General features: G+C 71.7%; 19 protein-coding genes. 6 read left to right on the top strand and 13 right to left on the bottom strand.

Annotated elements, in window-relative coordinates; all coding sequences use genetic code 11:
- Positions 1 to 78 precede the first annotated feature (78 nt).
- The 11 genes from OHA55_RS29560 to OHA55_RS29510 all read right to left on the bottom strand — a co-directional run bounded on the left by OHA55_RS29560 (position 79) and on the right by OHA55_RS29510 (position 12,162).
- Complete coding sequence (locus OHA55_RS29560; protein ID WP_266712081.1) at positions 79 to 1,182, bottom strand: polyprenyl synthetase family protein; 1,104 nt, start codon at positions 1,180 to 1,182, stop codon at positions 79 to 81.
- Positions 1,179 to 2,567 carry a hydroxysqualene dehydroxylase HpnE gene (gene hpnE / locus OHA55_RS29555; RefSeq protein WP_266712079.1) on the bottom strand — a complete coding sequence of 463 codons (1,389 nt, stop codon included), beginning with the start codon at positions 2,565 to 2,567 and terminating at the stop codon, positions 1,179 to 1,181. Before hpnE ends, OHA55_RS29560 begins: the two co-directional genes overlap by 4 nt.
- A gap of 100 nt (positions 2,568 to 2,667) precedes the next feature.
- Positions 2,668 to 3,621, bottom strand: coding sequence for a presqualene diphosphate synthase HpnD (hpnD, locus tag OHA55_RS29550; RefSeq protein ID WP_266712077.1), 954 nt, complete (start codon positions 3,619 to 3,621; stop codon positions 2,668 to 2,670).
- Entirely contained in the window at positions 3,618 to 4,523 is a 906-nt protein-coding gene (gene hpnC, locus OHA55_RS29545) for a squalene synthase HpnC (protein ID WP_266712075.1), read from the bottom strand. The genes hpnD and hpnC overlap by 4 nt, the downstream gene beginning before the upstream one ends.
- 424 nt (positions 4,524 to 4,947) lie before the next feature.
- The gene (locus tag OHA55_RS29540; RefSeq protein ID WP_266712073.1) at positions 4,948 to 5,733 is read right to left on the bottom strand and encodes an ABC transporter ATP-binding protein; all 786 of its coding nucleotides are present in this window, start codon (positions 5,731 to 5,733) and stop codon (positions 4,948 to 4,950) included.
- Complete coding sequence (locus OHA55_RS29535; RefSeq protein ID WP_266712071.1) at positions 5,726 to 6,655, bottom strand: ABC transporter permease; 930 nt, start codon at positions 6,653 to 6,655, stop codon at positions 5,726 to 5,728. Before OHA55_RS29535 ends, OHA55_RS29540 begins: the two co-directional genes overlap by 8 nt.
- Before the next feature lie 272 nt (positions 6,656 to 6,927).
- Positions 6,928 to 7,800 carry a glycosyltransferase family 2 protein gene (locus OHA55_RS29530; protein WP_266712069.1) on the bottom strand — a complete coding sequence of 291 codons (873 nt, stop codon included), beginning with the start codon at positions 7,798 to 7,800 and terminating at the stop codon, positions 6,928 to 6,930.
- Positions 7,801 to 7,807: 7 nt separating this feature from the next.
- Positions 7,808 to 8,587, bottom strand: coding sequence for a CDP-alcohol phosphatidyltransferase family protein (locus tag OHA55_RS29525; protein WP_266712067.1), 780 nt, complete (start codon positions 8,585 to 8,587; stop codon positions 7,808 to 7,810).
- A complete protein-coding gene (locus tag OHA55_RS29520; RefSeq protein WP_266712065.1) occupies positions 8,565 to 9,626 on the bottom strand; it encodes an iron-containing alcohol dehydrogenase family protein in 1,062 nt (353 codons plus the stop codon). The genes OHA55_RS29525 and OHA55_RS29520 overlap by 23 nt, the downstream gene beginning before the upstream one ends.
- Entirely contained in the window at positions 9,614 to 10,348 is a 735-nt protein-coding gene (locus OHA55_RS29515; protein ID WP_266712063.1) for a phosphocholine cytidylyltransferase family protein, read from the bottom strand. The genes OHA55_RS29520 and OHA55_RS29515 overlap by 13 nt, the downstream gene beginning before the upstream one ends.
- Positions 10,345 to 12,162 carry a DUF5941 domain-containing protein gene (locus tag OHA55_RS29510; protein WP_266712061.1) on the bottom strand — a complete coding sequence of 606 codons (1,818 nt, stop codon included), beginning with the start codon at positions 12,160 to 12,162 and terminating at the stop codon, positions 10,345 to 10,347. The genes OHA55_RS29515 and OHA55_RS29510 overlap by 4 nt, the downstream gene beginning before the upstream one ends.
- 334 nt (positions 12,163 to 12,496) lie before the next feature.
- Here OHA55_RS29510 and galE point away from each other — a divergent pair, with 334 nt between their 5' ends.
- The 3 genes from galE (at position 12,497) to idi (ending at position 15,297) form a co-directional block, all read left to right on the top strand.
- Positions 12,497 to 13,480, top strand: coding sequence for a UDP-glucose 4-epimerase GalE (gene galE / locus OHA55_RS29505; RefSeq protein WP_266712059.1), 984 nt, complete (start codon positions 12,497 to 12,499; stop codon positions 13,478 to 13,480).
- Between the two features lie 141 nt (positions 13,481 to 13,621).
- A complete protein-coding gene (locus OHA55_RS29500) occupies positions 13,622 to 14,554 on the top strand; it encodes a cation diffusion facilitator family transporter (protein ID WP_266712488.1) in 933 nt (310 codons plus the stop codon).
- A gap of 149 nt (positions 14,555 to 14,703) precedes the next feature.
- The gene (gene idi, locus OHA55_RS29495; protein WP_266712057.1) at positions 14,704 to 15,297 is read left to right on the top strand and encodes an isopentenyl-diphosphate Delta-isomerase; all 594 of its coding nucleotides are present in this window, start codon (positions 14,704 to 14,706) and stop codon (positions 15,295 to 15,297) included.
- 99 nt (positions 15,298 to 15,396) lie between these two features.
- Here the strand turns inward: idi and OHA55_RS29490 are convergent, their stop codons facing one another.
- A complete protein-coding gene (locus OHA55_RS29490) occupies positions 15,397 to 15,852 on the bottom strand; it encodes an ATP-binding protein (protein ID WP_266712055.1) in 456 nt (151 codons plus the stop codon).
- 153 nt (positions 15,853 to 16,005) lie between these two features.
- Complete coding sequence (locus OHA55_RS29485) at positions 16,006 to 16,593, bottom strand: HdeD family acid-resistance protein (protein ID WP_266712486.1); 588 nt, start codon at positions 16,591 to 16,593, stop codon at positions 16,006 to 16,008.
- A gap of 119 nt (positions 16,594 to 16,712) precedes the next feature.
- Between OHA55_RS29485 and OHA55_RS29480 the strand changes: the two genes are divergently transcribed.
- From OHA55_RS29480 to OHA55_RS29470, 3 genes are all read left to right on the top strand, one after another.
- Complete coding sequence (locus OHA55_RS29480) at positions 16,713 to 17,465, top strand: enoyl-CoA hydratase/isomerase family protein (protein ID WP_266712053.1); 753 nt, start codon at positions 16,713 to 16,715, stop codon at positions 17,463 to 17,465.
- A gap of 74 nt (positions 17,466 to 17,539) precedes the next feature.
- The gene (locus OHA55_RS29475; RefSeq protein WP_266712051.1) at positions 17,540 to 18,403 is read left to right on the top strand and encodes a hypothetical protein; all 864 of its coding nucleotides are present in this window, start codon (positions 17,540 to 17,542) and stop codon (positions 18,401 to 18,403) included.
- A 193-nt stretch (positions 18,404 to 18,596) separates the two neighbouring features.
- Complete coding sequence (locus OHA55_RS29470) at positions 18,597 to 21,008, top strand: Tex family protein (RefSeq protein WP_266712049.1); 2,412 nt, start codon at positions 18,597 to 18,599, stop codon at positions 21,006 to 21,008.
- Positions 21,009 to 21,044: the final 36 nt, after the last annotated feature.

The raw sequence follows: 21,044 nt of genomic DNA, 5'->3' as shown, positions 1-21,044 counted from the left end.
TCTGCTGTGCTGGGGTCTCCGTCGGCCGGTGTCCCGAGGAACACCGGCCGGCGACTGCGAGTCATATACGAATGGTGATCATCTCTTTCGGACGACGACGAAATCGGCGAGCGCGGTGAGCTGCGCCCGTACTTCCTGTGGCATGTCGACACCGTTCAGCGCCTCGATGGCGACGGCGTGCTGACGGCGGGCCTCCTGGGCGGTCCACTCGCGGCCGCCCGCCTCCTCGATGAGTGCCGCGCGGGCGGCGAACTCCTCTTCGGAGAAGCTGTCGAAATCGCTGCTCTTGGCATCGGCGGACAGCAGCGCGCCGAGCCGCTCGGAGGCCGGGCCTCCCGCGGCGAGGGCGGCGACCACCGGCAGCGACTTCTTGCGCTGGCGCAGGTCGCTCCAGGTCTGCTTGCCGGTGGACTCCGGGTCGCCCCAGATGCCGAGCAGGTCGTCGACGGCCTGGAAGGCGAGGCCCAGGTGGTAGCCGTAGGCCTCCAGGGTGTCGGCGGTGCGGTCGTCGGCGCCGCCGAGCACCGCACCGATGGAGACGGCGCAGGCGAGGAGCGCGCCGGTCTTGTTGCCCTCCATCTCCAGGCACTCCTCGACGGTGACCCGCTCGCGGTGCTCGTAGGAGATGTCCTGCGCCTGCCCGTCGATGAGCTTGCGGGTGGCGGTGGTCAGGCGGCGCGCCGCACGCCCCGCCTCCACGGTGCCGAGCTCCAGGAGGAGTTCGTTGGCCAGCGCGAACAGCGCGTCGCCGACGAGGATCGCCTGGGCCGGGCCGTGCACCTTCCAGACCGTGTCGCGGTGGCGGCGCTGTTCGTCGCCGTCCATCAGGTCGTCGTGCAGCAGCGAGAAGTTGTGCACGAGTTCGACCGCGACCGCGCCGGGGATGCCGGCCTCGGCGGGTGCGCCGGCCGCCTCGGCCGACAGCAGCGCGAGCGCGGGGCGCACGGCCTTGCCGCCGTCGCCCTCGGCGGGCCGTCCGTCGGCGTCGATCCAGCCGAAGTGGTAGGCCGCCACGGTGTCCATGGGCGGCGCGAGCCGGTCCACGGCAGCCCGCAGCACCGGCGCTGACAGGGCCCGTCCGCGCTCCAGAAGCGCGGTGACGTCCGTGGTGTCCGCCACGGTGTCGAAAGCCGGATTCGCCGGGGTCACTGACTCTCCTCTTGTTCCGGTGGTACTGCTCATGCCGCCTCCTGCAGCGGATGTTCGTGAGGGCTCCTGAGCCCCTGGAGTGCTGTTGTGGCGGCGGTGGTTCCGCTGCGGACGGCGCCCTCCATGGTGGCGGGCCATCCGGTCGCCGTCCACGCGCCCGCGAGGGCGAGTCCCGGCAGTCCCGTACGGGCTCCGGGGCGGAGCCGGCCGGTGCCGGGGGTCGGCGCGAAGGTCGCGGTGCGCTCGCGGGTGACGAAGAAGTCGCGGATGCCCGCTCCCCTCGCCGCCGGGAAGAGACGCTCCAGCTCGGGCAGGTAGCGGGCGCGCAGTTCGGCGACGGGCAGGTCGATCTCTTCCCTCGCGGCCGACTGCGACAGTGCGAGGTACTGTCCGCCGCCGCGGAGCCCGGAGGGTTCGGTACGGTCGAAGACCCACTGGACCGGCGAGCCGAGGGCGGCGAAGAACGGCCGGCGCAGGACCCTGCGGTCGTAGACGACGTGGACGTTGAGGATGGGGGCGTCCTCGATGGCGAGCAGCCGGTCCTGGTCCTCGATGGCACCGGCGGGCAGCAGCGCGTGGGTCTCCCGCTGCGGGAGAGCGAGGACGACGGTGTCGGCCCCGATCCGCTCGCTCTCGGTCTCCACCGTCCAGGTTCCGTCCTCGGCCCGGGTGAGCGAGGTGGCCTTGGCGCGCAGTTCGGTGCGCACTCCGGCGGCGTCGAGGGCCTTGCGGGCGAGGGTGTCGTGGAGTTCGCCGAGCGGAACGGCCGCCCATCCGATGTCGGCGGCGCCGGGCTCGGAGAGCAGGCCGGTCTTGAAGACCATCGCGGCGAGCGCCATGGAGGCGTTCTCGGCGGTCGCGTTCAGGGTGGCGACCCCCACGAGGTCCCAGAGGGCTTCGACGGTCCTCGGGGACTGACCGTACCGGCGCAGCCAGTCGGCGAAGCTGACGTCGTCCAGCGCGGGGTCCGCCGGGTCGAGCCGGCCGAGCGCGAGCGCGGCCCGGCCGACGCCCGCCTTCTCGGCGAGCGAGAGGTGCGGGTAGGCGGCCAGCCCGCCCGCGAGGTGCAGCGGTACGGGCAGGTTGGTGCGCCGCAGCCTTCCGAGCCGGGGTCCGGCGGGGCGGCCCACGTCGAGCACGGGTACGTCGAGGCGGTCCTGCAGCGGGGCGAGGCCGGCCGCGCCGACGCGGTCCAGGAACCAGCGGTACGCGGTGCAGCAGCGCAGATAGACGTGCTGTCCGTTGTCGACCGTCAGGTCGCCGCGGCGGAAGGAGAAGGCGAGCCCTCCGAGCCGGGGGCGGCCTTCGAGCAGGGTCACGTCGAGCCCGGCGTCGGCGAGGCGGAGGGCGGAGGTAATGCCCGCGAGGCCGCCGCCGACGACCACGGCGCGCGCGGGCAGCGGTGCGGTGCCGGTCATGCCTCGCCCTCCCGTCGGGTCGTGGACCACAGAAGCGTCCCAGGGATGGACGCGTTCGGCCAGAGGAAGGTTGCCCGGTACACGGGCCTGCCGCGGTGGGTCACGGGCGGCCCGTCCGGGTCAGGCGCGAGACGTGACGCGCGTCGAGTCCGGAGAGACCGCGGACCGCGACGTACGCCTTCTCGTGGCCGGGCAGGGAGACCCGGCCGCGCAGGACGGCCCCGGGGTCGCGCTCGATGCGGTCCAGGAGGCGGCGGTAGATCCCGGCCATCGCGGCGACGCAGGCGCCGCTGCGGCGGTCCAGCATCGGGAGCAGCCGGTAGCCCTCGGCGAAGAGGGCGCGGGCCCTGCGGACCTCGAAGTGGATGAGGCCCGCGAAGTCGGAGCCGGCCGGCGGGGTGGACCGGTGGAAGCCCTCGGAGCAGCCGAACTTGGCGAGGTCGTCGGCGGGCAGGTAGGTACGGCCGTTGCCGGCGTCCTCGCGCACGTCGCGCAGGATGTTGGTGAGCTGGAGGGCGAGCCCGAGCGTGTCGGCGTACTCGGCGGCGCGGTCGGCTCCGGGCGCGCCGGGCTCCGTGCCGAAGACGCCGAGGCTGAGGCGGCCGATGGCTCCGGCGACGCAGCGGCAGTAGGTCTTCAGGTCGTCCCAGGTCTCGTACGTCGCTCCGCGCACGTCCATGAGCACGCCGTCGATCAGCTCGTCGAGTCCGCCGAGCGGCAGCGGGAAGCGCCGGGCGGCGTCGGCGAGCGCGACGGCCACCGGGTCGGTGTCGTCCTCCTCGACCTTGCCGTCGCGGACCCTGCCGAGCAGCTCGCGGGTGCTCTCCAGCCGTGTCTTCTTCGTCCCGGGGTCGAGTTCGCCGTCACCGATGTCGTCGACCCTGCGCGAGAAGGCGTACAGCGCGGACATCGCCTGCCGCTTCTCGGACGGCAGCAGTCTGATGCCGTAGGCGAAGTTACGTGCCTGCTGACCCGTGACGGCCTCGCAGTAGCTGTACGCAGCCGCCACCGGTGCCGACATGGACGTCGTCTGTCCCTCCACTTTCGGAGTCATCCCTCTCTTCGCGCACTTCGCAAGACAACTCCCACGTGCCGCAGCAGGCTGGGCTTCGTGGGCTTGGGCGGTCCGGGCAGTACGTCGAAGCCGGCCGCCGTGATCGCGTCGAGGGCGGCCCGCCCTCCGGCGACGAATCCGGCGAGCAGCAGCCGGAGTCTGCCGTTGACGCTACCCACCAGGGGGACGCCCTCACCCAGCAGTTCCCGGGCGCGTTCCGCTTCCCAGGCGATCAGGGCCCGCAGCGACGCGCCGGCGGTCGGCGCGGCCAGGTCGGCCTCGGTCACGTGGAAGCGCGCCATGTCGTCGGCGGGCAGGTAGATCCGGTCGCGGCCGAGGTCCTCGGCGACGTCCTGGAGGTGCTCGGCGATCTGCAGCGCGGTGCAGACGGCGTCCGAGCGGCGTACCCGCTCCGGGCTGGTGGTCCCGGTGATGGCGAGAACCAGCCGGCCGACGGGGTTGGCGGAGAGTTCGCAGTACGCGAGGAGCTCGTCGAAATCGGCGTAGCGGCGGACCTTCTGGTCCTGCCGGTTGGCCTCGATCAGTCCGAGGAACGGCTCGGGGGTGAGCGCGCACCGGCGCACGGTGGGGCGCAGGGCGCGCAGCAGGGGGTGGTGCGGGTCGTCCCCGTCGGTCGAGAAGACGCGCCGCAGATCCGCTTCGAAGGCGTCGAGCATGGCGAGCCGGTCGTCGCCGGGGTCCAGGCCCAGGTGGCGGGCGTCGGCACCGCCAGGGGCGAGGTCGCCGTCGCCGATGTCGTCGACGAGCCGGGCGTATCCGTAGACCGCCATCAGGTCGTCGCGCCAGGCGCGGGGCAGAAAGAAGGGAGCCACGGGGAAGTTCTCGTCCGCGGCCTTGTCGAGCGTGGCGACCGGGGGCGGCGCCTGGTGGGTACGGGTCACGTCGTACCGCCCGGCGCGGGGACGGCGAAACCACGTCGGAGCTGGAGATTGTCCGTCATTGCCGTCACATCTCCCGTTCTACACTGCTGACCCAAAACATCCCTTTTCGGACACGCCGCCCGATCTCCCGAGTGCCCCTGCGCACCCTGGCCGCGTGCTGCGGGCGTATCGGCACACTTGCCGCGAATCAGCACCGGTACAGCTTACGTTGTACGGCTCACACGGCATCGACCGGGTGTTGCGCACCGTCGCGCCCGGCTCCCTGGGACCCAACCTTCCACGGCTCCGGGAGACTTGGCATCGTCCGCCAGGTGGAGAATCGATCTCCGGCTACCACCACAGGCGGACGGACGCAGGAGGGCCGCCGGGCGAACCGTTTCGCCCGGCGGCACCCGCGGTGTCCGGCCCGTGCCCGTCGGCCGGACTACTTGCCGGTCTCCCGCTCGTAGGCGCGGAGGACTTCCTCCGTCGGCCCGTCCATGAGGAGCTCGCCCTTTTCCAGCCACAGGACCCGGTCGCAGGTGTCGCGGATCGTCCCGTTGTTGTGGCTGACCAGGAAGACCGTGCCGGCCTCCTTGCGCAGCTCGCGAATGCGCTCCTCGGAACGGACCCGGAACTTCCGGTCACCGGTCGCCAGCGCCTCGTCGATCATGAGCACGTCGTGGTTCTTGGCCGCCGCGATGGAGAACCGCAGACGGGCCGCCATGCCGGAGGAGTAGGTCCGCATCGGAAGGGTGATGAAGTCGCCCTTCTCGTTGATGCCGGAGAAGTCCACGATCCCCTCGTAGCGGGAGCGGATCTCCTCGCGGGTCATCCCCATGGCGAGTCCGCCGAGCACGACGTTGCGCTCGCCGGTGAGGTCGTTCATCAGGGCGGCGTTCACGCCGAGGAGCGAGGGCTGGCCGTCCGTGTAGACCCGGCCCTTCTCGGTCGGCAGCAGACCGGCGATGGCGCGCAGCAGCGTCGACTTGCCGGAGCCGTTGGTGCCGATGAGACCGATGGCCTCGCCCCGGTACGCGGTGAAAGTGACTCCGCGCACGGCGTGGACCTTGCGGATGCCGCGGGGCTCGCCCTTGCCCCGGCGGACCATGCGGCTGAGGGCGGCGGTCGCACTGCCCCTGCCGCCGCCCCCGCCGCTGACGCGGTACACGATGTGGACGCCGTCCGCGATGACGGTGGGGACCCGCCCCTGAGTGTTGTCGTCAGCCACGGCCGTACCGCTCCTCTGCCTTCCAGAAGTACACGAAGCCCAGGGCTCCCACAGCGAGCGCCCAGGCGGTGGCGACGACCCAGACGTGGGCCGGGAGGTTCTCCGCGCCGTAGCCGTCGATGAGGGCGAAGCGGACCAGGTCCATGTAGATGGCCGCCGGGTTGTACTGGAGCACGTTGGCGATCCACTGCGGCTTGTCCTGGAGCATCAGCCTGATGGAGAACATGACGCCGGACGCGTACATCCAGGTCCGCATCACGAAGGGCATCAGCTGCGCCAGGTCGGGGGTCTTGCTCCCGAGGCGGGCCATGACCATCGCGAGTCCGGTGTTGAAGCAGAACTGGAGCGCCAGGGCGGGGATCACCAGCAGCCACGAGAGGGTGGGGTAGTTCCCGAACGCCACGGCGATCGCCACCAGCACGATCATCGAGTACAGCAGTTGCTGGAGCTGCTGGAGGGAGAACGAGATCGGCAGCGAGGCGCGGGGGAAGTGCAGGGCCCGCACCAGGCCGAGGTTGCCGGAGATCGAGCGGACGCCCGCCATGACCGAGCTCTGGGTGAAGGTGAAGACGAAGATGCCGGTCACCAGGAACGGGATGAAGACGTCCTGGCCCATCCCCTTCTGCGTGCCGAGGATCAGGCCGAAGATCAGGTAGTAGACCAGTGCGTTCAGCAGCGGGGTGGCCACCTGCCACAGCTGGCCGAGCTTGGCCTGGCTGTACTGAGCGGTCAGCTTCGCCCGGGAGAACGCCATGATGAAGTGGCGGCGGCCCCAGAGCTGGCGGACGTAGGCGAACAGCCCGGGCCGGGCGCCGCTCACGGTGAGGCCGTACTTCTCGGCCAGCTGCGCCGGGCTCAGCCCCTCGTCGGCCGACGGGGGGATGCTCATGGCGACCCGCCCGTCGTGCGTTGTGTCACTCACAGATGGAAACTCTCGTCTTCGATCCACGCGGCCGGTGAAGGAGCGCGGCGCAGGCGGACAGGACCCGGAAAGGAATGCGTACGGGTCCCATGGTCTCAGAACCAGTCGGGGCGGCCTCCGATCGGGCGGCCACGCCCTGGCACGCACGCCTCCCCCGGTGCCGGAACGTCCCCGTAGCTCCACTACGAGGCCATCCCGCCGCCTTGGAATCGCACGCACCCGACCGCGTCCACCGACCGGTCGAAGGCCACCCGACAGGCTCTCGGAGCCGGTCAGATCACCGGGGGACGGCCCAGCTTCGTCAGCCGCCAGACCGTGCGCCACCGCATGGGACGCCGGGGGCCGCAGGGTGCCGTCCATCCTTCCCGGAAACCGCCGAACCACGCCTTGAGCGCGGGGACCGAGGGTCGCCGCACCAGGGTGAGCAACACCCAGGTTCCCAGGTAGACCGGGACCAGCGGAGCGGGGAGATTGCGCCTGGCGAGCCAGACCCGGTTGCGGGCGACCATCCGGTGGTAGACGGCGTGCCGGGAGGGAGCGGTGGCCGGATGGCTGAGCACCATGTCCGCGCGGTAGTCGATCAGCCACCCGGCGTCGAGCGCCCGCCAGGCGAGGTCGGTCTCCTCGTGGGCGTAGAAGAACGCGTCGGGCAGTCCGCCGACCTGGGCGAGCACGGCGGTGCGCACCGCGTTGGCGCCGCCGAGGAAGGTCGTCACCCGGGAGGAGTGCATCGGGTCCGAGGCGCGCAGCCGGGGAACGTGCCGCCGCTGGGTGACGCCGGTCTCGGGGTCGGCGATGCGGAAGCTGACGATGCCCAGCTCCGGGTCCGCCTCGAACGCCCGGCGGCACAGTTCGGCCGTGTCGGTCCTCGCCAGCCGGCCGTCGTCGTCGAGGAAGAGCAGCACGTCCACGTCGGTGCCGCCGGGGCCGAACGCCTCGATGCCGACGTTGCGGCCGCCCGGGATGCCGAGGTTCTCGGGCAGTTCCACGGTCCGGACGCCTTCGGGGACGTCCGGCACGGGGGCGCCGTTGCCGACGACCACGACCTCGATCCGGTCGCCGTCCTGCGCGGCGACCGAATCGAGGAGGGCGCGCAGCTCCACGGGACGGTTGCCCATGGTGATGATGACCGCGCCGAGTTTCATGGGGTACTCACTTCAGACGGCTGGACGCCAGGATCGACACCAGGTGCAGGACGGTCTGGAGCAGGGCGATGCCCGCCAGGACCGCGACCGCGAGGCGGGTGAAGAAGAGGTCGCCCCTGACCATGTCGGCGATGGCGGCGGCCAGGACGACCAGGGACGCCTCGACACCGAGGATCAGGCGGTGGAACTTGAGCGCTCCGGCGGCGCGGCGCGCGAACGCCATGCCGGAGGAGCGGGGCTCGGACGCGGCTTCCTTGACGGGCGGCAGCCCGCCCTGGTGGCGCGCGACGCCGACGAGGTCGGTCTCCGCCTTGATCAGGATGGCGCCGAGGGCGGCGAGGGTGCCGAGGAAGGCCCAGAGCCAGTCGATCCGCCCGGTGCCGAACATGTCGGCGGCGCGCAGGCCGAGCCCGACGAGCACGGCGGCGTCGCACAGGTAGGCGCCGACCCGGTCGAGGTAGACCCCGCCCAGCGAGAACTGCTTCTTCCAGCGCGCCACCTCACCGTCGACGCAGTCGAGCAGGAGGTAGAGCTGGACCATGACGACACCCAGCACCGCTCCCGGTATGCCGGGGACGAGCAGGGCGGGCGCGGCGAGCACGCCGGCGATGGTCATGACGTAGGTCAGCTGGTTGGGGGTGATCCGGGTGTTCACCAGGTGCCGGTCGATGCGCAAGGAGATCTCACGCATGTAGAGCCGACCGCCCCAGTGCTCACCGCTGCGGCGGTCCTTCACGCCCGGGGGGTGCACGACCGGACGGAGTTCAGCTACGGATGGCTTTTGCATAGTCGGCGTACGCGTCCCTGATCTGGTCGGTGGACAGGTTGAGGTGCTCCAGGATCGTGAAACGTCCCGGGCGCGTCCGAGGGGCGAAGTCGACCACCTCGACGAACTCGTCGGCGGTGAAGCCGATCTCCTCCGGCAGCACGGGCAGGCCGTGACGGCGGAAGACGTCTGCCATCTGCTGCGACTGGACGTGGGCGCCGCGCAGGTGCATGGCGAAGCAGGCGCCCAGGCCGACCTGCTCCCCGTGGCTGGCGGCGCGCGACGGGTGCAGCAGGTCGAAGGCGTGGTTGATCTCGTGGCACGCTCCCGAGGCCGGGCGCGAGTCGCCGGCGACCGCCATCGAGATGCCGGTCAGGACCAGTCCCTCGGCCAGCACCTTGAGGAACTCGTCGTCGGCGATGTCGCCGGGGTGACGCAGGACCGCCTCGCCCGCCTGGCGTGCCATGGCGGCGGCGAGCCCGTCGACCTCCTCGCCGTTGATCCGCTGGGCGAGCTCCCAGTCGGCCACGCAGGAGATGTTGGAGACGGCGTCCCCGATGCCGGAACGGATGTACCGGGCCGGCGCGCGGCGGACCACGTCGAGGTCGATCACGACGGCGATCGGCGTGGGTACGCCGTAGGAGCCGCGGCCGTTGTCGTTGTCCAGGGTCGCGACCGGGGAGCAGAGGCCGTCGTGCGAGAGGTTGGTGGCCACGGCGACCAGCGGCAGCCCGACGCGCGCGGCGGCGTACTTCGCCACGTCGATGATCTTGCCGCCGCCGAGGCCGACCACGGCGTCGTACCGGTTGCCCTTGATCCCGTTGGCGAGCCGTACCGCGGAGTCGATGGTGCCGTCGCTCACGGAGTACCAGTCCGCTCCGGGCAGGAGCGGCGCGAGGCGTTCTTTCAGGGCGCGGCCGGAGCCGTCGCTGATCGCGATGGCCAGCTTGCCCGAGGTGGAGATCCGCTGGTCGTGCAAGACCCCCGCCAGGTCGTCCATCGCGCCTCGGCGGATGTCGACGACCAGCGGGGAGGGGATGAGCCGGGTCAGTACTGGCACGCGATCTCACGGCCCTTCGCGAGGTCCGCGTGGTTGTCGATCTCCACCCAGGTCACCTCGCCGATGGGGGCGACGTCGACGGAGAAGCCGCGGTTGACCAGTTCCTGGTAGCCGTCCTCGTAATAGAGGTCCGGGTCGCGCTCGAAGGTCGCCTTCAGCGCGTCGGCGAGCTCCTCGGCGGCCTCGGGCTCGATCAGGGTCACGCCGATGTACTCGCCGGTGGCCGTCGCGGGGTCCATGAGCTTGGTGATCCGCCGCACGCCGTTCTCGTCGGTGATGACCTTCATCTCCTCGTCGGCGAGGCTCTTCACCGTGTCGAGGGCGAGGATGATCCGGCGGCCTTCGCCGCGCGCCGCGAGCAGGGTCTCCTCGACGGAGACGGGGTGCACGGTGTCGCCGTTGGCGAGGATCACGCCGCGCTTGAGTACCTCACGGGCGCACCACAGGGAGTAGGCGTTGTTCCACTCCTCGGCCTTGTCGTTGTCGACCAGGGTGATCGAGAGGCCGTACGTGGCCTCCAGCTCGGCCTTGCGGGCGTACACGGCCTCCTTGCGGTAGCCGACGACGATCGCGACCTCTTTCAGACCGACCGCGGCGAAGTTGGCCAGGGTCAGGTCGAGCACGGTCTTCTCGCCGTCCACCGGCACGAGCGCCTTGGGCAGCGTGTCCGTGTAGGGGCGCAGACGTCGTCCTGCACCGGCTGCCAGTACGAGGCCGATCATGCGAGTTCTCCTTCGTCGTGTACGGCGGGGGCCGAGGAGGACACCCAGAAGCGGATGGATTCCACGGTCACCACCAGAGCCACGGCCGCGGCGAGCGCGGTGAGGGCCGTGGTGAAGTCGGCTCGGGTGCCGAGTACGGCGGCGAACAGGGCCACCACGAGAGTGCGGCCCTCGTGCCCGAGGACGGTGCGGACCAGCCATCGCGGCGGGGCGCCTGTGCCGCCCCGGATCCGGTACACCGTGTCGTAATGATGGTAGGCGACCGCCGCGACCAGGCCGAACGCCGCGGGGACGGCGTGCGGTACGCCACTGCGGGCCGCGAGCGCCAGGACCGTGCAGTACTCGGCGGCGCGGAAGAAGGGGGGGACGAGCCAGTCGAGCGCGCCCTTGAGGGGGCGCGAGACGGCGAGTCCGGCCAGGAGCGTGTACACCGCCGCTGCGGCGACCGGCCACCAGCTGCCGTAGGGGGCGAGGAGGGCGGTCGCGATCATCAGGCCGCTGCCCACCAGGGCCAGCAGCGGGGCGGTGAAGCCGCCGCCCGGGCGGCGTACGACGGCCACGGCCTGGGCGAGGACGCCGGAGTCGGCGAGGTCGGCCAAGGCGCGCGCGGCGCGGTCGGTACGCCGTGCCTTGCGGGTGAGCGAGCGCAGCAGGCGGCCGGCCGTGGTGTAGCAGGCGGCGAGCGAGCAGCCGACGAGCAGGGCGTAGAAGACGATCCGGGGCGTGGTGAACGCGGTCAGCACGGCGATCATCGCCCAGCGCTCGCCGATGGGCAGCACGATCATCCGGCGCAGCCAGACCGTCCAGCCGACGCTGTCGAGCCGGTCGGAGAGGGCGGCGGTGGGGCTGGTGTTGGAGACCGCGTCGTGGTTGGCCTCGTTGAACGAGAAGTCGACGACGTGCCGGCAGGCCTGGAGCACCATGGCGCCGAGCGCGAGGGCCCACACGTCGTCGCTGTCGCCGCCCGCCATGTGGGAGGCGCCGATGGCGAGGCCCGCGTAGTAGGCGTACTCCTTGGCGCGGTCGAAGGTGGCGTCGAGCCACGCGCCCATCGTCGAGTACTGAAGGGAGTAGCGGGCCAACTGCCCGTCGGTGCAGTCCAGGACGAAGGAGAAGAGGAGCAGCAGCCCGGCGGCCACGAATCCGGCCCGGGTCCCGGTCGCCGCGCAGCCGGCCGCGACGAGCGCGGTGATCAGCGAGGCGGTGGTGACCTGGTTCGGGGTGAGTCCGCGTCTCGCGCACCAGCGGGCGATGTAACGGGAGTACGGGCTGATGAAGTGGGTGGTGAAGAAGCCGTCGTGGGCCTTCACCGCGCTGCGCAGCCGTACCGCCTCGTCGTCCACGGCCGCGACGGCAGCCCGTGCGGCGGCCAGTTCCTCGGGGGTGGTGGGGACGGTGGCCGTGAGCGAGCCGAGTTCGGGACGCTGTACGGCCGTCCCCTCGGCCTCCAGGGCGAGCGCGATGCGGCCCGGGACCGTGCGGTCCTCGGCCCGGTCCGGTCCCTGGCCGTCGGCCACCGGCCGTCCGGCGCCGACCGCCGCGATCGTCCGGTCCATCGCGCGCAGCAGCGCGGCTCGCGCGTCGGACTGTACGGCCAGCGCGCCGGGGATACCGGCGGCGGCGAACCGGGGGTCGGTGAGTCCGAGGCGCAGTGCGTGGACGTGGCCGACGAAGCGGGGGTCCACGAGGGCGACGCGGTGGCCCGCGGGGACGTGCTGGAGGAGTGCGGCGGCTTCACCGGCGTCGGCGGCGGGCCGGACGTCGAAGCCGAGGGCGCGCAGGTCGTCCTCGATCGACGACCCGGGTACCGGCACACCGGTGAGGATGGCGGTCGACAGACGAACTCACTCCTTGGATCCGGGCATGGACGGGCACGCGGGGCGGCCCGGTAAGGGCCGGCGAGCCTGCGGCACATCGGCAGAGGCTATCGGATGAACAGAAGGTTGAGTTCACTGCCCATTTGTGCTCTGTTCGGGTCAGCCCTGCACGCTGTTCGCCGCTTAGTGATCATCCTCCTTGATCGGGCCGCCGCGCGACAAACCCTGTGCGCGGCCGTCCCGGAAACCGCGGGGTCCGTACACCGCCGGGCGTCCCGGACGGCGAGGGACACCGGCCGGGGGCTGCGGGACACCCCGTAGGCTGACCGGCATGACGTGGCTGATCACTGGCGGTGCGGGATACATCGGGGCACACGTGGCGAAGGCCATGGCTGCCTCCGGCGAGAAGGCCGTCGTGCTCGACGACCTGTCCACGGGTGTGGCCGCGCGGCTCCCGGCGGACATCGAACTGGTACGCGGCTCCTCCTCGGACCGTGCGCTGCTGGACCGGCTGCTGGCCGACCACGCGGTCACGGGCGTGGTGCACCTCGCGGGCAAGAAGCGGGTGGACGAGTCGGTCGAGCAGCCGCTGCTGTACTACCGGGAGAACGTCACCGGGCTCGCCGTCCTGCTGGAAGCCTGCGCCGCGGCGCGTGTGCGCTCCTTCGTCTTCTCCTCCTCCGCCGCCGTCTACGGCGTCCCCGAGGCCGAGGTGATCACCGAGGACACCTGCTGCGCGCCGATCAGCCCGTACGGCGAGACGAAGCTCGCGGGCGAGTGGCTGGTGCGCGCCACGGGTCGCGCCCACGGAATGTCCACCGCCTGCCTGCGTTACTTCAACGTGGCGGGCGCGGCCGAGCCCGCCCTCGCGGACACCGGGGTCTTCAACGTGATCCCCATGTTCTTCGACCGGCTGACGCGCGGCGAGGCGCCCCGGGTCTTCGGCGCCGACTACCCCACCCCGGACGGCACCTGCGTCCGTGACTACATCCACGTCGCCGACCTCGCCGACGCGCACCTGGCGGTCGCACGCCACCTGGAAGAGCGGGACACTCCCGGTGACCTGACGGTGAACATCGGACGCGGCGAGGGCGTCTCGGTGCGCGAGCTCGCCTCCCTGGTGGCCGAGGTCACCGGGAACCGTACGGAGCCGGTCGTGGAGGCGCCTCGCGCGGGTGACGCGGCGAAGTCGGTGGCCTCGGCGGCACGCATCGCCGGGGAACTCGGCTGGTCGGCGCGCCGGGGCGCGCGGGAGATGGTGGAGTCCGCGTGGGAGGGCTGGCTGCTGCACCGCCCGGAGGCCGCCCGCCACTGACGACCCCTCGCACATTTGTGCAGGTCAGAGCAGACGACAACGGTGTTCAACACCGTGTTGCCCGATACCCCCGGCCCGTAGTTCACTGGGCTTCCTCGGGTGGCGACGGCCCGAGCCGTACCACCGTCTGGAGGCATGCGCATGGGGGCCGGCCACGACCACGGTCATACGCACGGCACACCCGCCACGGCTTCGGCCGCGTACCTGGGGCGGTTGCGGACCGCCCTGGGCATCACCCTCGGCGTCATGGTCATGGAGATCGTCGGCGGCGTACTCGCCGACTCGCTCGCCCTGATCGCCGACGCCGCCCACATGGCGACGGACGGGCTGGGGCTGGGCATGGCGCTGCTCGCCATCCACTTCGCCAACCGCCCGGCGGGACCGAACCGTACCTTCGGGTTCGCCCGCGCCGAGATCCTGGCGGCCCTGGCCAACTGCCTCCTGCTGCTGGGCGTCGGCGGCTTCCTGGTCTTCGAGGCGGTCGACCGCTTCATCACTCCGGCGGACACCCGCGGCGGTCTGGCCATCGCCTTCGCCTCCGTGGGTCTGATCGCCAACCTGGTCTCGCTCACCCTGCTGATGGGCGGGCAGAAGGACAGCCTGAACGTCCGGGGCGCCTACCTGGAGGTGCTCGCGGACACCCTGGGCTCGGTCACCGTCCTCGTGGCGGCGGGCGTCATCCTGGCCACCGGCTGGCAGGCGGCCGACCCGATCGCCTCCCTGGCGATCGGTCTGATGATCGTCCCGCGCACGGTGAAGCTGCTGCGCGAGACCGTCAACGTGCTGCTGGAGTCCGCACCCAAGGGAGTGGACATGGCCGAGGTGCGCGCCCACATCATCGCGCTGCCCGGCGTGCTGGACGTCCACGACCTGCACGCCTGGACGATCACCTCCGGCATGCCGGTGCTCTCCGCACACGTAGTCGTCCACCAGGAGATGCTGGACTCGATCGGGCACGAGAAACTCCTCCACGACCTTCAGGGATGCGTCGGCGACCACTTCGACGTGGAGCACTGCACCTTCCAGCTGGAACCGAGCGGACACGCGGCCCACGAGGCGAGACTCTGCAGGTGACGTGAGGGAGCCCCCGCGCGGCCGCCCGGCCCGCACGGGGGCTGACATGCCCGGAACCGAAGTACGGACAAGCGGCATTTGTGGGGCAGACTTGACCGGACTCCAGGGGTCCGGGCGCACCAGGCCGGGAACCAAAGCGAAGGATGGGTATGCCGACCACACCAGCCACCGCGACGCACAGCTCGTCGAACGGCTCCGCAGAAGCGATCATGCTCGAACTGGTCGACGAGAGCGGCACCACCATCGGCACCGCGGAGAAGCTCTCCGCCCATCAGGCCCCCGGTCGGCTGCACCGCGCCTTCTCGGTCTTCCTCTTCGACGAGCGGGGACGGCTGCTGCTCCAGCGCCGGGCGCTGGGCAAGTACCACTCCCCCGGCGTGTGGTCGAACACCTGCTGCGGTCACCCCTACCCGGGTGAGGCGCCCTTCGCCGCCGCCGCCCGGCGTACGTACGAGGAGCTGGGCATCTCGCCGTCGCTGATGGCCGCCGCCGGGACCGTGCGCTACAACCACCCCGACCCCGCGTCGGGCCTGGTGGAGCAGGAGTTCAACCACCTGTACGTCGGTCTGGCCCAGGACGCCCCGGAGCCCGACCCGGAGGAGGTCGGCGAGACGGTGTTCGTGACCGCCGAGGAACTGGCCGAGCGGCACGCCGAGGGGCCGTTCTCCGCGTGGTTCATGACGGTGCTGGACGCGGCGCGGCCGGCCATCCGCGAGCTGACGGGCCCTTCGGCCGGCTGGTGACGGCGGGCGGGACGGGTGGTACGACCGGCGGGCCGCGCGGGGCGACGGCGTGCCGGTCCGGGCCGCACGCCCCGTGCGGGCGGACGGACGCGTGGGGCGTCAGAGCGGCTGTCTCAGCGGGAGCACCGCCCAGATGATCTTTCCGCCGGTCGTGGTGTGCTCGACGTCGCAGGTGCCGCCCGCCTCGGCGGTGATCTCCTTCACGAGCAGCAGCCCACGGCCGCCCGTCTGAGCGTGGTCGGTCTCCAGCGCGGTGGGGCGGTAGGGATGGTTGTCCTCTACGGAGACCCTGATCCAGTCGGTGCCGATGGCCACCTCCACCGCCAGCTCGGGCGAGAGGAGGGCGGCGTGCTTGACCGCGTTGGTCGCCAGCTCCGAAACGATCAGCAGCAGCCCCTGGAGGATGTCGTCGTCGACGGGTACGCCCTGCCTGGCGATCAGGTCACGCACCGCGTGCCTGGCCTGGGGGACCGATACGTCGACGGCGGGGGCGCTGAACCGCCACACCCCTTCGTACGGCACGGGTCGGGCCGGAACACTCCCGCGGCTCTCCATTGTCCGGCACCCGCTCTCGGTTCGTACATCTCTGACCACTGTCCGTTGACTGACGAGTGTCGAGAACCTCTGAGCTCCGGTCCGCCCACTGACAGGAAGTGGGCACCTATCGACTCGTATTGACCGGCTTCGTATGACGGCGTCGGATGTGGACTACTTCTGGCCACCTTCTGGGGCAATATTCGGCCTCGCACCGTCACCGTCGCCGTCCTCCCCGTCCGCGGCCATCCGCTCGGTGACCAGGCCGACGACCTGCCGGCCGCCGACACCGATCGCGATCAGGCCGAGCCCGTCGAAGAGCAGCGAGAGCGAGAAGAAGAGGCCGAGGACGTACAGGCTGCTGTGCGGCCAGTCGAAGAGCACCAGCAGGCCCAGCAGCAGACCGAAGGCGCCCTGCAGCAGCGTCCAGCCGAACTGCGGTCCGCGCACCACCACGGAGCCGACGAGCCGGAACAGCCCTCCGGTGAGGAAGAGCAGCGCGGCGAACATGGTGAGCGCCTCGGCGCTGCCGTGCGGGTCGTGGATCACGACCACCCCGGCAGCGATGTTCAGTGCCGCGACGACGACGGCGAGCCAGACGAAGTTGGTGCCCCGGGACTGGACCGCGTGCGCCAGACCGACGATGCCACCGATCAGCAGGAGCCAGCCGAAGAGCAGCATCGTGGTGAGCGTGGCCACACCGGTGTAGACGAGACCGACGATGCCCGCGACGGCCAGCAGGACGCCGAGCACGACGAGCATGCCGAAACTGCGGTTGAGCTTCCTGCGCTGGACCCGGGAATCGGCCACCGACAGCTCCTCGCGACGGTTGATCCCCCTGTCGGATCATAGGAGCGAACCGTACGGATAGCATCCGGCGCATGGACCGCACCGAGCCACAGCTGGAGCACACCGTCGCGGACGGGGTGGCGACCGTCGTCATCAGCAATCCCGCGAAACGGAACGCCATGACGGCCCCGATGTGGCGTGAACTGCCCGTCCTGCTGGAACGGCTCGCGGCCGACTCCTCGGTACGGGTACTGGTACTCACGGGCGCGGGCGACACCTTCTGCGCGGGAGCGGACATCTCCTCCCTCCAGGAGCCCGGGAAGCTGACCTCGGAGCTCACGGTGGCCGCCGAGGAGGCGCTCGCCGCGTTCCCCCGGCCGACCCTCGCCGCCGTACGCGGCTTCTGCGTGGGCGGCGGCAGCCAGCTGGCGGCGGCCTGCGACCTCCGGTTCGCCGAGGAGGGAGCGCGGTTCGGCATCACCCCGGCCAAGCTGGGGATCGTCTACTCGTCCTCCTCGACCCGGCGGCTCGTCGGGCTGGTCGGGCCGGCGACCGCGAAGTACCTCCTCTTCTCCGGGGAGCTGATCGGCACGGAGCGGGCCCTGCGCACGGGTCTGATCGACGAGGTGCTGCCGCCGGCGGAGCTGGCGGGCCGGGTCGCGGAGTTCTGCGGCGTCCTGGCGGCCCGCTCCCAGCTGACCCAGGCGGCGGCGAAGGAGTTCGCCACCGGTCGTACCGACCGGGACGCCTACTGGGCCGCGCAGGCGCGGACGAGCGAGGACACGGCGGAGGGCGTCGGCGCCTTCCTGGAGCGGCGGACGCCGCGATTCACCTGGACCACCTGAGCCCTGCCGCGCGCTCTCCGGAGGGAGCACGACAAGGGTTCCCTCCATACTGACCAGTCGGTAATGTGCGGGCCATGAGTACTCTGCCACCCCGCGCCGGCCGCCGCTGCCACAACGCCCTCAACCCGCTGCACTCGACGCTCTACTTCTCGCCCGATCTCACCACCGAGTTCGAGGCGCTCGGGATAGAAGACCCCCGGGCCGCTTACTTCGCCGCCCGGGGCGCGCCGCTCGGAGCGGTCGGGGCCGGGGCGGTGACCTCGACGTTCTACAACTTCAACCACGAGCTGGTGGCCCGCCATCTGCCGGCCGTCTGGTCGGTCGCCTCTCCCGAGGCGGTGCTCGCCGCCCGGCTCCGCGTGGCCGACACCACGCTCCGCCGCCTGCTCGGCGAGGAGATCGTCGGCTCGGCGGAGATGGCGGAGGCCGCCGCGCTGGCGCTGCGGGCCGCCGAGGCGTGCACCCGCCACGCCCGGCCGCTGTACGCCGCCCTCGCCGATCTGCCCGTCCCCGACGAGCCGCACCTCGCCTACTGGCACGCCGCCTCACTGCTGCGCGAGCACCGCGGCGACGGGCACCTCGCGGCGCTGCTCGTCGCGGGCCTCGACCCGGTCGAAGCACTGGTCAGCCACACCGCGACCGGCAAGGGCATGTCCCCGCGCTGGGTCCTCGGGACCCGGGGCTGGCGCCGCGCGGACTGGGACGCGGCCTCCGGCCGGCTGCGGAAGCGCGGGCTGCTGGACGACGAGGACTCCCTGACGGAGGCGGGCACCGCCCTGCGGGCGGAGCTGGAGGAGACGACGGACCGGCTGGACGCGGCGCCGTACGAGTACCTCGGCGCGGACGGGGTGGAGCGGCTGACCGAGCTGGGACGCGGATTCCTGTTCACCGCCGCCTCGGCGGGGGCGTTCCCCGGCGACCTGATCGGCAGGGGCTGAGTCCGAAGGCGCGGGTTCCCGCCCGTCTTCGCGGAGGTCGCGCGACACGGCCCCCGGCCACCCGGCACAATGCAGGCGAAGGGGACCACCCCGAATGACGCCCGCCCCCGGTACGGAGTCCGCTCCGCCCGTGGGGCCGGCCGTCAGCAGAGCCAGCAACACAGCAGTTACGAGAAGGCGAGCCGGGAACACCGTGACGACGTCCATCGAAGGCAGGATCGCCGAGGAGCTCGGCGTACGTGAGCGACAGGTGACGGCAGCCGTCGCCTTGCTCGACGGCGGGTCGACCGTCCCGTTCATCGCGCGCTACCGCAAGGAAGCGACGGAGATGCTCGACGACGCCCAGCTGCGCACGCTGGAGGAGCGGCTGCGCTATCTGCGGGAACTGGAGGACCGCCGCTCCGCGATCCTCGAATCCGTCCGCGAGCAGGGCAAGCTCGACGAGGCCCTGGAGGCCCGCATCCGGGCGGCGGACACCAAGTCGCGCCTGGAGGACATCTACCTGCCGTTCAAGCCGAAGCGGCGGACCAAGGCGCAGATCGCCCGCGAGGCCGGTCTGGAGCCGCTGGCCGACGGGCTGCTCGGTGACCCGTCCACCGACCCGCTCGTCGCCGCGGCGGCGTTCGTGGACGCGGCGAAGGGGGTCGCGGACGGTGCGGCGGCCCTGGACGGCGCCCGGTCCATCCTCGCCGAACGCTTCTCCGAGGACGCCGACCTGACCGGCGAGCTGCGCGAGCGGATGTGGACGCGCGGCCGGCTCGCGGCGAAGGTGCGGACGGGCAAGGAGGAGGACGGATCGAAGTTCGCCGACTACTTCGACTTCACCGAGCCCTTCACCGCACTGCCCTCGCACCGGATCCTCGCCATGCTCCGGGGTGAGAAGGAGGACGTGCTCGATCTGGTGCTGGAACCGGAGGAGCCGTCCGACGAGCCGGGCCCGTCCGGGTACGAGAACATGGTCGCGCGCCGCTTCGGCATCGCGGACCGGGGACGGCCGGGCGACAAGTGGCTGGGCGACACGGTGCGTTGGGCCTGGCGCACCCGCATCCTGGTGCACCTCGGCATCGACCTGCGGCTGCGGCTGCGCACCGCGGCGGAGGACGAGGCGGTACGCGTCTTCGCCTCCAACCTGCGCGACCTCCTGCTGGCCGCCCCGGCGGGCACCCGGGCGACACTGGGGCTCGACCCCGGTTTCCGTACGGGCGTGAAGGTGGCGGTGGTCGACGCGACGGGCAAGGTGGTGGCGACCGACGTCATCCACCCGCACGTCCCGGCGAACCGGTGGGAGGAGTCGCTGACCAAGCTGGAGCGGCTCTGCGTCACGCACTCCGTGGATCTGATCGCGATCGGCAACGGCACCGCGTCCCGCGAGACGGACAAGCTGGCCGGTGAACTCTGCGACAAACACCCGGAGTTGAAGCTCACCAAGGTGATGGTGTCGGAGGCGGGCGCCTCGGTGTACTCGGCGTCGGCCTTCGCCTCGCAGGAACTCCCCGACATGGACGTGTCGTTGCGCGGTGCGGTGTCGATCGCGCGACGCCTGCAGGACCCGCTGGCCGAGCTGGTGAAGATCGACCCGAAGTCGATCGGCGTCGGCCAGTACCAGCACGACCTGTCCGAGGTGAAGCTCTCCCGCTCCCTGGACGCGGTGGTCGAGGACTGCGTGAACGGGGTCGGCGTGGACGTCAACACCGCGTCCGCGCCGCTGCTTTCACGGGTGTCGGGGATCAGCTCCGGGCTGGCCGAGAACATCGTCGCGCATCGGGACACCAACGGCCCCTTCCGCTCCCGCAAGTCGCTCAAGGACGTGGCCCGGCTCGGCCCGAAGGCGTACGAGCAGTGCGCGGGCTTCCTCCGCATCCGGGACGGGGACGACCCGTTGGACGGGTCGAGCGTGCACCCGGAGGCGTACCCGGTGGTGCGCCGGATGGTGAAGACTGCGGGCACCGAGGTCGCTTCCCTCATCGGCAACACGGAGGTGCTGCGGTCGTTGCGGGCCGACGCGTTCGTGGACGACACCTTCGGTCTGCCGACGGTGACCGACATCCTGAAGGAGCTGGAGAAGCCTGGCCGCGACCCGCGTCCGGCGTTCCGGACCGCCACCTTCAAGGAGGGCGTCGAGAAGATCGGCGACCTGGAGTCCGGGATGGTCCTGGAAGGTGTCGTCACCAACGTCGCCGCGTTCGGCGCCTTCGTCGACGTCGGCGTCCACCAGGACGGCCTGGTCCACGTGTCGGCGATGTCGAGGACGTTCGTGAAGGACCCGCGCGACGTCGTGAAGCCCGGGGACATCGTGAAGGTCAAGGTCATGGACGTCGACGTGCCGCGCAAGCGGATCTCGCTGACGCTGCGGCTGGACGACGAGGCGGCCGCCGGCCAGGGCGGCGGGCGGCGCGAGCGCGACGCGGCGGCGGGCCAGGGCGGCAGGCCTCCGCGCCAGCGTCAGTCGGACGGCGGCGGGCGCCGACAGGGCGGTGAGCGGCGCGGCGGCGGTGCGGGCGGCGCCCGTGCCGCGTCGGCCCCCGCGCCCGCCAACAGCGCGATGGCGGACGCCCTGCGGCGCGCCGGTCTCGCGGACCCGGGCCAGGGCGGCCGAAAGCGCTGACGGGCCCCGGAGAGGCACGGAAGGGCCGGCCCCGAG

Source organism: Streptomyces sp. NBC_00102 (assembly GCF_026343115.1).
Lineage (GTDB): Bacteria > Actinomycetota > Actinomycetes > Streptomycetales > Streptomycetaceae > Streptomyces.
This window is presented reverse-complemented; position numbering and strand designations above follow the sequence as displayed.

Bases quoted from the DNA above. Each gene is read 5' to 3' on its own strand.
- OHA55_RS29515 (WP_266712063.1), bottom strand. From the start codon at position 10,348: ATGATCGGCCTCGTACTGGCAGCCGGTGCAGGACGACGTCTGCGCCCC.
- OHA55_RS29525 (WP_266712067.1), bottom strand. From the start codon at position 8,587: ATGCAAAAGCCATCCGTAGCTGAACTCCGTCCGGTCGTGCACCCCCCG.
- galE (WP_266712059.1), top strand. From the start codon at position 12,497: ATGACGTGGCTGATCACTGGCGGTGCGGGATACATCGGGGCACACGTG.
- OHA55_RS29490 (WP_266712055.1), bottom strand. From the start codon at position 15,852: ATGGAGAGCCGCGGGAGTGTTCCGGCCCGACCCGTGCCGTACGAAGGG.
- idi (WP_266712057.1), top strand. From the start codon at position 14,704: ATGCCGACCACACCAGCCACCGCGACGCACAGCTCGTCGAACGGCTCC.
- OHA55_RS29500 (WP_266712488.1), top strand. From the start codon at position 13,622: ATGGGGGCCGGCCACGACCACGGTCATACGCACGGCACACCCGCCACG.
- hpnE (WP_266712079.1), bottom strand. From the start codon at position 2,567: ATGACCGGCACCGCACCGCTGCCCGCGCGCGCCGTGGTCGTCGGCGGC.
- hpnD (WP_266712077.1), bottom strand. From the start codon at position 3,621: ATGACTCCGAAAGTGGAGGGACAGACGACGTCCATGTCGGCACCGGTG.
- OHA55_RS29485 (WP_266712486.1), bottom strand. From the start codon at position 16,593: ATGCTCGTCGTGCTCGGCGTCCTGCTGGCCGTCGCGGGCATCGTCGGT.
- OHA55_RS29530 (WP_266712069.1), bottom strand. From the start codon at position 7,800: ATGAAACTCGGCGCGGTCATCATCACCATGGGCAACCGTCCCGTGGAG.
- OHA55_RS29560 (WP_266712081.1), bottom strand. From the start codon at position 1,182: ATGAGCAGTACCACCGGAACAAGAGGAGAGTCAGTGACCCCGGCGAAT.
- OHA55_RS29480 (WP_266712053.1), top strand. From the start codon at position 16,713: ATGGACCGCACCGAGCCACAGCTGGAGCACACCGTCGCGGACGGGGTG.
- OHA55_RS29475 (WP_266712051.1), top strand. From the start codon at position 17,540: ATGAGTACTCTGCCACCCCGCGCCGGCCGCCGCTGCCACAACGCCCTC.